Here is a 12,533-nt window from a genome sequence, read left to right on the forward strand (position 1 = left end):
GGCCTGGTCGCCCCGCCCCGCGGGCACCCGCCCTGTGCCGCCGCGGCCCGCGGAAACCACCCCGTCCCGTGCGGACGACGCCGGCCCGGAGGCCTGGTCGCCCCGCCCCGCGGGCACCCGCCCTGTGCCGCCGCGGCCCGCGGAAACCACCCCGTCCCGTGCGGACGACGCCGGCCCGGAGGCCTGGCCGCCCCGCCCCGCAGGCACCCGTCCGGTGCCGCCGCGGCCCGCGGAGGCCGCCGCGTCCGGGCCGTCGCCCCGCACGGACGAGGCGTGGCCGCCGCGCGTGACCGGCACCCGCCCGGTGCTCCCGCGGCCCGCCGACGACTCCGCGCCGCCCCGTGAGGAAACGGCCAGGGCCGTCTTCGAGAGGATGGCCGAGCACGCCGTCCGCCCGGCAGGACTCGGCAGACGGTTCACGGCCCGCGCGCTGGACTCCCTCGTGTACGCCGGCGCCGCCTACGCCGCCGCCCGGCCCCTGCTCCCCGGGGCCACCGCCCACGTCCAGGCGAAGGTGGACGCCGCCCGCGCCGGCGGCCGCCCCACCACCGTCTGGCTCCTCGACGCCACCATCACCGGCCAACTCGCCCTGGTCCTCGGGGCCGTCCTCCTGTTCGGGATCGTCTACGAGGTCCTGCCCACCGCCCGCTGGGGCCGCACCCCGGGCAAGGGGCTCCTCGGCGTCAGGGTGCTGGCCACCGCCACCCTGCGCCCGCCCCGCTTCGGCGCGGCCCTGCGCCGCTGGCTGGTGTACGCCTTCCTCGGCCTCCCCGGCAGCCTCGCCTGCCTCGCGAACCGCCCGCGCCGACAGGCCTGGCACGACAAGGCGGCCAAGACCTACGTGTCCCGCTGACGCGGACCCCGCAGAGGCGGACCCCGCCGAGGCCGCCCCCGCCGAACCCGCTTTCGCCCGGCCCCCGCACGGCCCGTCCCCCGAACGGACGCGGTCCCGTTGCGGGGGCGGCGGAGCCGGGTTCGACTCGGGCCATGAGCACCGACCAGCCGCCGCCGGGCGAGCCGCCAGAGGACGACCCGTTCCTCAAGAAGCCGCAGGAACCGACGCCTCCGTCGGGTGGTTCGCCGTACGACTCGCCGCCCCCCGGGGGCGGCGGCTATCCGCCCCCGCCCCCCGGAGGCCCCGGCGGAGGCGGCGGGGCGGGGGGCGGCGGATACCCGCCCCCACCGCCCCCGTACGGCGGTGACCCGTACGGCGGGAGCGGCGGCTACGGCATGCCCGATCCGCTCGCCGGCATGCCCCCGCTCGCCGACTTCGGCAAGCGGCTCGCCGCCCGCGTCATCGACGTGATCATCGTCGCCGTACCGCTGTTCCTCATCCAGCTGGCCATCGGCGACCGCAACCGCTACACGGTCGAGACGAACAAGGGCGAGGACGTCACGGAGATCGTCACCAAGTCCTACAGCGGCAGCGGCCTGCTGATGACCCTGATCTCGATCGTCGCCTACGTCGGCTACGACTGGTGGTTCACCAAGAAGAACGGCCAGACCATCGGCAAGAAGGCGATGGGCCTGCGCGTCGCGATGCTCAACGACGGCAGCGTCCCGAAGGACGGCCCTGCCCTGTCCCGTGCCGCGGTGCTCTGGCTGCCGACGCTGATCTGCTGCTTCTGCCTGTGGCCGCTCGCGCTGATCGTCTCGATCCTCGTCGACAAGCCGTACCGGCAGGGCCTGCACGACAAGGTGGGCAAGACCGTGGTGGTCCAGGTCACGACCTAGGCGGCCGGCGCGGGCACGCGGGCAGGCAGACGGGTACTTACGCAATACGCTGCGGGCGGTCGTCCCTCCGGGGAGGCCGCCCGCTCCGCGTCGTACGGATCAGTGGTGCACGGGCTGTTCGGCGACGGCCTCGGCGACGACGTCGGCGGAGGCCGGTCCCGCGGCCACGCCCGTACGGGCCGCGTGGCGCCCGCGTCGCGCGGGAGCGGGCACGGTGACGGCGACGAGCAGACCGAGGGCGAGTGCGGCCGCGGAGATGACCGCGACTCCGAGCCCCGTGCTCGTCTGCGAGAGCAGCAGCATGGCGATCGTCGACACGATGACGGTGGCGGACCCGTAGGCGAGCTGTGCGGCAGTCGGACGCGGCATGGCGATATCCGTCCTCAGGGAGGGGAGGGGGAGTCGGCTCAACTAGGTCGCGCGTCAAGTGACTCTACGACGGGAGATGCCCGAGCGGAACCGCCAGTAAGCGTGACCTAACCCACGGTGCCGGAGCACGGGGGGCGCACGGGGGTCATTTTTCTCACCACATCCCCGGCCGACGCGGCCAGTCGGGCCCGGAAGGCACCAAATGCCCGGCCGGGAAACTCCCTTCGCCCCGTATGGGAGCGGAACGTCCGGATAGCGGAACTCGCTGACCGCATAGTGCAGTTGTAAGGAACAAGTCAAGGTCTGTCTTTTCTCCCGTCCGTCCGGTCAAATGTCGTCACTTGAGACGCGCGCCGCGCGGAACCCCCCTGCTCCGATGGAGACGTTCCGACCGTCCATGCGGCCGCGGGAGGGGAACACATCAAGTGACCAGCAACTCCGCCAGAAGGCGCGCTCTGCGCGTCACGGCCATCGGCGTGACCATGGCTGCTTGTGCGACGAGCGCCACCTTCTTCGCCGTCACCGCCGCTCAGGCGGTCGAAAGCGGCCCGAGCGTCTCGGCCGCCGAACGCCAGGACCCGACCGCCCCCTCGAAGGTGGTCGAGCACGACCTCAAGGGCCCGTTCAGCGAGCAGCGGGCGGCGCAGCGCAAGGCCGCCCTGGACCAGGTCCTCACCGGCAAGAAGAACGTCGAGCAGCGCGGCGCCTCCAAGGTCGTCAAGCTCGACGACAAGAAGTACGTCGAGCTCGGCCGCGAGAAGACCGACAAGATCTTCACGATCCTCGTCGAGTTCGGCGACCAGGTCGACAGCACCACCATGTTCGACCCGGACGGCCCCGGCCCCAAGCCGGCCGTCCCGAAGTACGGCGGCAACCCCGGTCCGCTGCACAACAAGATCGAGCAGCCCAACCGTGCCACCAACAACAGCACGGCCTGGCGCAAGGACTTCAGCCGCCAGTACTTCCAGGACCTGTACTTCGCGTCCGGTTCCGGCAAGGACTCGCTGAAGACCTACTACGAGAAGACCTCCTCGGGCCGTTACTCGGTCGAGGGCGAGGTCGCCGACTGGGTCAAGGTCCCGTACAACGAGGCCCGTTACGGCTCGAACTACTGCGGCCAGAGCAACTGCGCCAACGTGTGGGACACCGTCCGCGACGGCGTCACCGCGTGGGTCGAGGCCCAGAAGAAGGCCGGCAAGACCGACGAGCAGATCAAGGCCCAGCTGGCGCAGTACGACCAGTGGGACCGCAACGACTTCGACGGCGACGGCAACTTCAACGAGCCCGACGGCTACATCGACCACTTCCAGATCGTCCACGCGGGCGAGGACGAGTCGGCCGGCGGCGGTGTCCAGGGCAAGGACGCGCTGTGGGCGCACCGCTGGTACGCCTACGGCACGGACGCCGGCAAGACCGGCCCGGCCAACAACAAGGCCGGCGGCACCCAGATCGGCAACTCGGGCATCTGGGTCGGCGACTACACGATGCAGCCGGAGAACGGCGGCCTCGGCGTCTTCGCGCACGAGTACGGCCACGACCTCGGCCTGCCCGACCTCTACGACACCTCCGGTGGCGGCGAGAACTCGGTCGGCTTCTGGTCCCTGATGTCGGCCGGCTCCTGGCTCGGCACCGGCAAGGACTCCATAGGCGACATGCCGGGCGACATGACCGCCTGGGACAAGCTCCAGCTGGGCTGGCTGAACTACGACAAGGCCAAGGCCGCGACGAAGTCCACCCACAAGCTGGGCGTTTCGGAGTTCAACACCAAGGACAAGCAGGCCCTGGTCGTCGAGCTGCCGAAGAAGCAGGTCAAGACCGAGGTCACCGCTCCCGCCGAAGGCGCCAGCCAGTGGTGGAGCAACATGGGTGACGACCTCAAGAACACCCTCACCCGCTCGGTGGACCTGACGGGCAAGAAGACCGCCGCCCTGTCCCTCAAGGGCTGGTGGGACATCGAGGCCGACTACGACTACCTCTACACCGAGGTGTCCACCGACGGCGGCGCAACCTGGACCGCCCTCGCGGGTACCGCCGACGGCACGGCCATTCCGGCCGACGCCTCCGGCAGCCCGTCGCTGACCGGTGTCTCGGGTGCCTGGAAGAACCTCAACTTCCCGCTCGACGCCTACGCGGGCAAGAAGGTCGACCTCCGCTTCCGCTACCAGACGGACGGCGGCGCGGGCGGCAAGGGCTTCACCGCCGACGCCATGACCCTCACCGCGGACGGCGCCGCGCTGTTCACCGACGGCGCCGAGAACGGCGACAACGGCTGGACCGGCAAGGGCTTCTCCCGCATCGGCAACGGCTTCACCAAGGAGTACGACCAGTACTACCTGGCCGAGAACCGCCGTTACGTCTCGTACGACTCCACCCTCAAGGTGGGCCCGTACAACTTCGGCTTCGCCAACACCAAGCCGAACTGGGTCGAGCACTACGCCTACCAGGACGGCCTGCTGATCTGGCTCTGGGACACCTCCCAGAAGGACAACAACACCAGCCAGCACCCGGGCTCCGGTCTGATCCTCCCGATCGACGCCAACGCCAAGCCCATGAAGTGGGCCGACGGCACCCTGCTGCGCAACAAGATCCAGCCGTACGACGCGGCCTTCAGCGCCTACTCGACGGACGCGATCACGCTGCACAAGAACGGCGAGGAGCTCTTCCTCAAGCCGAAGCCCGCCCAGCTGGTCTTCGACGACCACAAGGGCAAGTACTGGTACGAGGAGAACCCGACCGGTTCGGTGAAGGTCACTGACACCAACACCAAGATCAAGATCGCCAAGGAGACCTACGACGGTCAGGTCATGACGGTCGAGGTCGGCCCCGCCGCCAAGTAATTCGGTAAAGCCGCAGGTCAAAACATGATCGGCCGTCGCCCTCTAGCGGGCGGCGGCCGATCGCGTTTAGATGCGCGGTACGAGTTTCTTATTGACGGGGGAGATGACAGCCGTGCCCGGTGGAGGTTTCGTCAGATTGCCAGGCGGCAGTGTGGTGGTCGCGCTCACACTGCCGAGGCCGTCACCCGGTGAGGGCGGCGACGGCGGAAACGTCCGTGTACTGGTACACGCCGCGAACCGGGCCCGCGCCCTGACCAGGCTGCGGAACCTCGGCATGCGGGCCGTGTACCTGCGGGGCAACGCGCACCCGCCGACACCGGACGAGGTCACGGCCGTCCTGCACCACCCGGACGGCCTCCTGTGGCGCGGGGCCCCCGACCGGGCCCAGGAGCTCTGGCACCCCATCCGGGCCCTGCTGGGCACCTAGGAGGCGCCTAGGAGGCCGTGAGCCGCTCCCCGCCCACGAGGTCCACCCCGGCCCCCCGGAGCTCCTCCAGGGCCCTCTGCGTGGTGTGGGGGGCGACGGCGGCCGTCAGGTCCAGCAGGACGCGGGTGGCGAAGCCGGCGCGGGCGGCGTCGAGGGCGGTGGCCTTCACGCAGTGGTCGGTGGCGATGCCGACCACGTCCACCTCGGTGACCTGGCGGGCGCGCAGCCACTCGGCGAGCGTGTTCCCGTTCTCGTCGGCGCCCTCGAAGCCGCTGTACGCGGCCTCGTACGCGCCCTTGTCGAACACGGCGGCCACGGCCCCCGACGCCACGGCGGGCGCGAAGTTCGGGTGGAAGCCCACGCCCTCGGTCCCGGCGACGCAGTGCACGGGCCAGGAGGTCTCGTAGTCCGGCTGCGCCGGGGGGTGTGCGAAGTGCGACCCGGGGTCGACGTGGTGGTCGCGGGTGGCGACCACGTGCCGGTAGGCGGGGGTGGCCTGGCCGATGTACTCGGTGACGGCGGCGGCCACGTCGGCGCCGCCGGCCACCGCGAGGCTGCCGCCTTCGCAGAAGTCGTTCTGTACGTCGACGACGATCAGTGCGCGGTGCATGTTCGGTGCCCTTCGCTTTGGCGGTGTGAACGGTGCGGGCCGGCTGCTGGGGGCTCTGCCCCCGGACCCCCGCGCCTCAAACGCCGGCGAGGCCGGGGGTGCTGCTCGGCGGAGGCGAAATCCAGCCCCTCCGGCGTTTGAGGAGCGGGGTCCGGGGCGGAGCCCCGATCCTTGCGCCGCGCCGGACGGGCGGCATCAGCCCAAATCCAGCCCCGCCGGCGATTGAGGCGCGGGGTCGGGCGGGGCCCGGAAGGCCCCGCGCAGCGGCTCCGCACCCGCTACGCGTACTCCGTGGGGAGCACGGCCTCGCCCCGCGAGAGCTGGGTCGCGGACAGGGGGAGGCCGGCGCGCGCCGCCCGGTGCCGGTCCCGCGCGGCTTCCAGCGGCTCGCGGGCCACGACCTCGCCCGCCTTGACCAGCTGGGTCAGGAGCTGGTGGTCGGACAGCGCCGCGGGCACCGGGCCCACGCCCACGACCTCCGCCTCCGCGATCCCGTCGGCGTCACGACGCCGCGCGGCCCACTTGCGGCCCCCGATGGACGTCTTGCCGCCCGTGGACCGCTTGGCCACCGGCGCCAGCGCCGCCTTGGGGTCCGCCGAGACGGCCCGCGCGACCAGCTTGTAGACCATCGAGCACGTCGGGTGCCCGCTGCCCGTCACCAGCTGCGTGCCCACCCCGTACGCGTCCACCGGGGCGGCCGCGAGCGAGGCGATGGCGTACTCGTCCAGGTCGGAGGTGACCACGATCTTCGTCGAGGTCGCCCCCAGCTCGTCCAGCTGCTGCCGCACCCGGTGGGCCACCAGCAGCAGGTCGCCCGAGTCGATGCGGACCGCGCCCAGCTCCGTACCGGCCACGTCGACGGCCGTACGGACCGCCTCGGCCACGTCGTAGGTGTCCACCAGGAGGGTGGTCCCACGGCCCAGCGAGGCGACCTGCGCCGTGAAGGCGTCGCGCTCGCTGTCGTGCACCAGCGTGAAGGCGTGCGCGCTCGTGCCGACCGTCGGGATCCCGTACCGGAAGCCGGCCGCCAGGTCCGAGGTGGAGGCGAAGCCGCCCACGTACGCGGCCCGCGAGGCCGCGACCGCCGCCAGCTCGTGCGTGCGCCGCGCGCCCATCTCGATCAGCGGCCGGTCGCCCGCCGCCGAGGACATCCGGGAGGCGGCCGCCGCGATCGCCGAGTCGTGGTTCAGGATCGACAGGATCACCGTCTCCAGCAGCACGCACTCGGCGAAGCTGCCCTCGACCCGCAGGATCGGCGAGCCGGGGAAGTAGACCTCCCCCTCCGGGTAGCCCCAGATGTCGCCCGAGAAGCGGTACGAGGCCAGCCAGTCCAGCGTCCGCATGTCGACGACGGCCCGCTCGCGCAGGAACTCCAGCACCGCGCCGTCGAAGCGGAAGTTCTCCACCGCGTCGAGCACCCGGCCGGTGCCGGCGACGACGCCGTAGCGCCGCCCCTCGGGCAGCCGCCGGGTGAATACCTCGAAGACCGAGCGGCGGTCGGCGGTGCCGTTCGCCAGGGCGGCCTGCAGCATCGTCAGCTCGTAATGGTCCGTGAAGAGCGCTGTCGACGGCACGTCCACCGGCAGGCCCAGGTCCGCAGGGTTCATGCCACGGATGCTAGCGCACATTTCGTCAGAGTGACGAGATGTAGGGCCCGTTTGTGCGACGACCCCGTTACGGTGGCAGCATGGGACGAGTGAGTGTTGCTCCCATTGAGATCGAACGCACCGAGTCGGCCGAAGAGACCTTCGCGGTCCCGGAACCCGACGTCCCCTGGGTGACCCTGGTGCACAACGACCCGGTCAACCTCATGAGCTACGTGGCGTACGTGTTCCAGGCGTACTTCGGCTATTCGAAGGACGTGGCGCACAAGCTGATGCTCGACGTCCATCACAAGGGGCGGGCGGTCGTGTCCAGCGGCACCCGCGAGGAAATGGAGCGCGACGTGCAGGCCATGCACGGCTACGGCCTGTGGGCGACCCTTTCGCAGGACCGCGTCTGATGGGCGGCGGAACCTTCGAAGCACTGAAGGGCGGCGGCGCCGCCATCGCACTGGACGAGATCGAGATCTCCATCCTGCGCTCCCTGGCCGTCCAGCTGCTGGAGCTGATCGGACCCGGCGAGCCCGAGCCGGCCGAGGATGCCGACCCGCTGGCCGCCCTGTTCGCCGAGGGGCCCTCCGAGCCCCCGTCCGACCCCGCGCTGGCCCGGCTCTTCCCCGACGCCTACGGCTCCCCGGACGGCAGCGGCGACGAGGGCGTCGACGCGGCCGAGCTGAAGGCCCGGTCCGCGGAGTTCCGCCGGTTCACGGAGAACGACCTGCGCACCCGCAAGCGCGAGGACGCCCTCTGCGTCGTACGCAGCCTGGACGGGCTCACCCCGGCCGGCGACGGGGCGGCCGTGCTGGAGCTGACCGGCGAACTGCCGCTGCGCTGGCTCGGCGCCCTCAACGACCTGCGCCTGACCATCGCGGCCCGCCTCGACATCACGGAGGACGACGAGAGCGCGGCGCTCTTCCGGCTGCCGGACGACGATCCGCGCAAGCCGATGGTGATGGCGTACCTCTGGCTGGGCGGCCTCCAGGAGACCCTCATCGAAACCCTCTGAGGAGGGCCCGGGGACCCTCAGGGGAGCCTCAAAACATCAGGCCGTTCGCTCAGCGGACGCTCAAATCCGGATAACGATCAGATCACCGCGCTGCGGTGATCTGATGTATTTCTGCACCCTTGTCCCGGATTTCCGGTGTCCTGCGTCACATTCCACCCCCTCGGTCGCCCGTAATGGCGTGATAAATCTTCACGACCGCCGGGACGCCACCCCTGTTCCGCGGCCCGCTTGAACCGGCTGACCGCCGGCGTGCAACTCCATCCGTATCCGGGGGGATCGAGGACCCGATCCGCAGCCAATGAAGGCGCGGGTCGGCGTGGAGAAAGGCGCATCAAGACATGACCTCTGTGCAGGTCGAGCAGAACGACCAGGCGCCCGGCGAGGGCGCACCGGCCGAGGGTGGCGAGGGTTACCACCGCGCACTCGGCGCCCGCCAGATCCAGATGATCGCGATCGGCGGAGCCATCGGCACCGGCCTCTTCCTGGGAGCCGGCAAGGCCATCTCCAAGGCCGGACCGAGCCTGATCCTGGCCTACGCCATCGTCGGCGTGATCATCTTCTTCATCATGCGGGCCCTGGGCGAACTGCTCATGTACCGCCCGGTCGCGGGGTCGTTCTCCGACTACGCACGCGAGTTCCTCGGCCCCTTCTGGGGCTACGCCACCGGCTGGACGTACTGGCTGTTCTGGGTGGTCACCGGCATCACCGAGGTGACGGCCGCGGCCAAGTACATGTCCTACTGGACCGGCGACAGCTTCCCGCAATGGGCCTACGCGCTGATCTTCACGGTCATCCTCTACGCGGCCAACCTCATCTCCGTGAAGCTCTTCGGCGAGCTGGAGTTCTGGTTCTCGATGGTCAAGGTCACCGCCATCGTCGGCATGATCCTGATCTGCGCGGGCATCCTCACCATCGGCTTCTCCGACGCCGCCGCCACCGCCTCCGTCTCCAACCTGTGGAACGACGGCGGGTTCTTCCCCAAGGGCATCGGCGGCACCCTGATGACCCTGCAGATCGTCGTCTTCGCCTTCCTCGCGGTCGAGCTGGTCGGCGTCACCGCCGGCGAGTCCAAGGACCCCGAGAAGACCCTGCCCAAGGCCATCAACACCGTGCCGTGGCGCATCGCCGTCTTCTACGTCGGCGCCCTGATCATGATCCTGTCGGTCGTCCCCTGGCACGAGTTCCAGCCGGGCGTCAGCCCCTTCGTCGCCGCCTTCGAGAAGATGGGCCTCGGCGTCGGCGCCGCGATCGTCAACTTCGTCGTCCTGACCGCCGCCCTCTCCTCCTGCAACTCGGGCATGTACTCCACCGGCCGCATGCTGCGCGACCTCGCGCTCAACGGCCAGGGCCCGAAGGTCTTCACCAAGCTGACGAAGAACGGCACCCCGCTGGTCGGCACCACCTTCTCGGCCTCGCTGATGCTCGTCGGCGTCTGGATCAACTACGTCGCCCCCGGCAAGGCCTTCGACTACGTCGTCTCCTTCGCCACCATCTCCGGCATGTGGGCCTGGATCGTGATCCTGGTCTGCCAGATCCGCTACCGCGCCAAGGCCGACCGCGGCGAGCTGCCCGCCTCCCGCTTCAAGACGCCCGGCTCCCCGTACACGAGCTACGTCTCCCTCGCCTTCATCGCCATGGTCATCGTGATGATGGGCATGGACAAGGACTCCCGGGTCTCGCTCTACTGCGCCCCGCTGTGGGGCCTGATCCTGGGCCTGTCCTACCTGGCCCTGAAGTCCCGCAACCCGCGCGCCGAAGCCTTCACCAAGGCCTCGTAGCAGCACCCTGTCCACCATTCGGGCCCTTCCGTACCACACCTCGGTACGGAAGGGCCCGTCTGCTTATCCTGTCGCTCATGCTGACCCTCACCCAGGCCCTGTACGACCAGATCGTCGAGCACGCCCGCCAGGACCACCCCGACGAGGCGTGCGGCGTCGTGGCCGGACCGGCGGGCACCGGCCGTCCCGAGCGGTTCATCCCGATGCTCAACGCCGCCAGGTCGCCCACGTTCTACGAGTTCGACTCGAAGGACCTGCTGAAGCTCTACCGCGAACTGGACGACCGCGACGAGGAGCCGGTGATCGTCTACCACTCCCACACCGCGACCGAGGCCTACCCCTCGCGCACGGACGTCACCTACGCCAACGAGCCCGGCGCGCACTACGTACTCGTCTCCACGGCGGACAAGGACGGCCTCGGCGAGTTCCAGTTCCGCTCGTACCGGATCGTCGACGGCGTGATCACGGAGGAAGAAGTGCAGGTCGTGGCCGCCTACTGACCACCATGTGAGCAGCAGGCGTCCACGATGCGGGATCACACTCCAAACGGGGGACCGGGAATCGTTAACATGACCGCATGGTTTCCCACGACGTGAGCATCGAGACGCCCGGCAGGCTGCTGCTCGTGGCGCGGCTGCACGTCGACCTGTGCCGCCTCGCCAGCGCCATCTGTCCTGCCGCCTGAGCACCGGGCCCCCTCCGCGCGGGGGCAGCACGAACGCGCGCCCACACACTTCCTCGCCCCTTCACGACACTGGAGCCTGCCATGGCCATCGAGGTCCGCATCCCGACCATCCTCCGCACCTACACCGACGGCGAGAAGGCCGTGACCGGTGAAGGCGCCACCCTCGCCGACCTCTTCGCCGACCTGGAGACCCGCCACAAGGGCATCGAGGAGCGCATCGTCGACGGCGGCCAGCTGCGCCGCTTCGTGAACGTCTACCTCAACGACGAGGACGTCCGCTTCCTCGAGGGCATCTCCACCGCCCTCAAGGACGGCGACAACGTCACCATCCTCCCGGCCGTGGCCGGCGGCGCTGTCTGATGCGTTACGACTCCCCACTGGCCGCGGTGGGCAACACGCCCCTGGTCCGGCTGCCCCGGCTGTCGCCTTCCGAGGACGTCCGCATCTGGGCCAAGCTGGAGGACCGCAACCCGACCGGCTCGATCAAGGACCGCCCCGCGCTCCACATGGTCGAGCAGGCCGAGAAGTCCGGCCGCCTGTACCCCGGCTGCACCATCCTGGAACCGACCTCGGGCAACACCGGCATCTCCCTGGCGATGGCGGCCAAGCTCAAGGGCTACCGCATCGTCTGCGTGATGCCGGAGAACACCTCCCAGGAACGCCGGGACCTGCTGGCCATGTGGGGAGCCGAGATCATCTCTTCGCCCGCGGCGGGCGGCTCGAACACCGCGGTGCGGGTCGCCAAGGAACTGGCGGCCGAGCACCCGGACTGGGTGATGCTCTACCAGTACGGCAACCCGGACAACGCCGGCGCGCACTACGCCACCACGGGCCCGGAGATCCTCGCCGACCTGCCCTCGATCACCCACTTCGTGGCGGGCCTGGGCACGACGGGCACCCTGATGGGCGTCGGCCGCTACCTGCGGGAGCACGTGGAGGGCGTGAAGATCGTCGCGGCGGAACCCCGCTACGACGACCTCGTCTACGGCCTGCGCAACCTCGACGAGGGCTTCGTCCCGGAGCTCTACGACGCCTCGGTGCTCACCACCCGCTTCTCGGTGGGCTCGGCGGACGCGGTCACCCGCACCCGGGAGCTGCTCCAGCTGGAGGGCATCTTCGCGGGCGTCTCCACGGGCGCCGCCCTGCACGCGGCGATCGGCGTCGGCCGCAAGGCGGTCGCCGCCGGCGAGTCGGCGGACATCGTCTTCGTCGTGGCCGACGGCGGCTGGAAGTACCTCTCCACCGGCGTGTACACCGCGGCCACCACGGAAGAGGCCATCGAGGTCCTCCAGGGCCAACTCTGGGCGTAGCCCGTACCGGTCTGCGGCGCCGTCGCCGTTGCCGGGGCCGGGGTTCCGGTCCGTGCGCGCGGCGCCGTCGCCGGGGCTCCGCCCCGGACCCCGCTCCTCAAACGCCGGCGGGGGGGGGGGGGGGCCCCCCGGGCCAGCCCCCCCCCCCCCCGGCCCGCCCCCCCCGCCACAACAAC

Annotated in this window: 14 protein-coding genes; 11 read left to right on the forward strand and 3 right to left on the reverse strand. The window is 70.6% G+C overall.

Features of this window, described 5'->3' with window-relative positions:
- Together ACIQ5Y_RS38045 and ACIQ5Y_RS38050 are read left to right on the forward strand one after the other, a co-directional pair.
- On the forward strand, window positions 1-853 hold an 853-nt coding region (locus ACIQ5Y_RS38045), incomplete at its 5' end, for an RDD family protein (protein ID WP_403891527.1).
- A 134-nt stretch (window positions 854-987) separates the two neighbouring features.
- Entirely contained in the window at window positions 988-1,734 is a 747-nt protein-coding gene (locus tag ACIQ5Y_RS38050) for an RDD family protein (RefSeq protein WP_403891530.1), read from the forward strand.
- Between the two features lie 99 nt (window positions 1,735-1,833).
- Here the strand turns inward: ACIQ5Y_RS38050 and ACIQ5Y_RS38055 are convergent, their stop codons facing one another.
- Window positions 1,834-2,103: a hypothetical protein gene (locus ACIQ5Y_RS38055; RefSeq protein ID WP_403891533.1), complete on the reverse strand. Its 270-nt coding sequence runs from the start codon at window positions 2,101-2,103 to the stop codon at window positions 1,834-1,836.
- Window positions 2,104-2,585: 482 nt separating this feature from the next.
- Between ACIQ5Y_RS38055 and ACIQ5Y_RS38060 the strand changes: the two genes are divergently transcribed.
- A complete protein-coding gene (locus ACIQ5Y_RS38060; RefSeq protein ID WP_403891604.1) occupies window positions 2,586-4,940 on the forward strand; it encodes an immune inhibitor A domain-containing protein in 2,355 nt (784 codons plus the stop codon).
- Window positions 4,941-5,010: 70 nt separating this feature from the next.
- The gene (locus ACIQ5Y_RS38065) at window positions 5,011-5,367 is read left to right on the forward strand and encodes a hypothetical protein (RefSeq protein WP_403891536.1); all 357 of its coding nucleotides are present in this window, start codon (window positions 5,011-5,013) and stop codon (window positions 5,365-5,367) included.
- A 7-nt stretch (window positions 5,368-5,374) separates the two neighbouring features.
- On the opposite strand, the gene ACIQ5Y_RS38070 is transcribed toward ACIQ5Y_RS38065, so the two are convergent.
- Window positions 5,375-5,977 (reverse strand): isochorismatase family protein, encoded by a 603-nt coding sequence (locus ACIQ5Y_RS38070; RefSeq protein WP_403891538.1) that lies wholly within the window; start codon window positions 5,975-5,977, stop codon window positions 5,375-5,377.
- A 278-nt stretch (window positions 5,978-6,255) separates the two neighbouring features.
- The gene (locus ACIQ5Y_RS38075; protein ID WP_403891540.1) at window positions 6,256-7,584 is read right to left on the reverse strand and encodes a nicotinate phosphoribosyltransferase; all 1,329 of its coding nucleotides are present in this window, start codon (window positions 7,582-7,584) and stop codon (window positions 6,256-6,258) included.
- Window positions 7,585-7,664: 80 nt separating this feature from the next.
- Between ACIQ5Y_RS38075 and clpS the strand changes: the two genes are divergently transcribed.
- From clpS to ACIQ5Y_RS38110, 7 genes are all read left to right on the forward strand, one after another.
- Window positions 7,665-7,979 carry an ATP-dependent Clp protease adapter ClpS gene (gene clpS, locus ACIQ5Y_RS38080; protein WP_376658539.1) on the forward strand — a complete coding sequence of 105 codons (315 nt, stop codon included), beginning with the start codon at window positions 7,665-7,667 and terminating at the stop codon, window positions 7,977-7,979.
- The gene (locus ACIQ5Y_RS38085) at window positions 7,979-8,584 is read left to right on the forward strand and encodes a DUF2017 domain-containing protein (protein WP_403891543.1); all 606 of its coding nucleotides are present in this window, start codon (window positions 7,979-7,981) and stop codon (window positions 8,582-8,584) included. The genes clpS and ACIQ5Y_RS38085 overlap by 1 nt, the downstream gene beginning before the upstream one ends.
- Window positions 8,585-8,922: 338 nt before the next feature.
- Window positions 8,923-10,362, forward strand: a complete 1,440-nt coding sequence (locus tag ACIQ5Y_RS38090; protein ID WP_403891546.1) for an amino acid permease — start codon at window positions 8,923-8,925, stop codon at window positions 10,360-10,362.
- Between the two features lie 77 nt (window positions 10,363-10,439).
- The gene (locus ACIQ5Y_RS38095; protein ID WP_403891549.1) at window positions 10,440-10,862 is read left to right on the forward strand and encodes a Mov34/MPN/PAD-1 family protein; all 423 of its coding nucleotides are present in this window, start codon (window positions 10,440-10,442) and stop codon (window positions 10,860-10,862) included.
- 77 nt (window positions 10,863-10,939) lie between these two features.
- Window positions 10,940-11,047: a putative leader peptide gene (locus ACIQ5Y_RS38100; RefSeq protein ID WP_311736929.1), complete on the forward strand. Its 108-nt coding sequence runs from the start codon at window positions 10,940-10,942 to the stop codon at window positions 11,045-11,047.
- Window positions 11,048-11,128: 81 nt separating this feature from the next.
- Entirely contained in the window at window positions 11,129-11,407 is a 279-nt protein-coding gene (locus tag ACIQ5Y_RS38105; protein ID WP_384758293.1) for a MoaD/ThiS family protein, read from the forward strand.
- Entirely contained in the window at window positions 11,407-12,357 is a 951-nt protein-coding gene (locus tag ACIQ5Y_RS38110; RefSeq protein WP_376658534.1) for a PLP-dependent cysteine synthase family protein, read from the forward strand. The genes ACIQ5Y_RS38105 and ACIQ5Y_RS38110 overlap by 1 nt, the downstream gene beginning before the upstream one ends.
- Window positions 12,358-12,533: the final 176 nt, after the last annotated feature.

It is taken from the genome of Streptomyces sp. NPDC096339 (assembly GCF_044762985.1).
Taxonomy (GTDB): Bacteria; Actinomycetota; Actinomycetes; order Streptomycetales; family Streptomycetaceae; genus Streptomyces.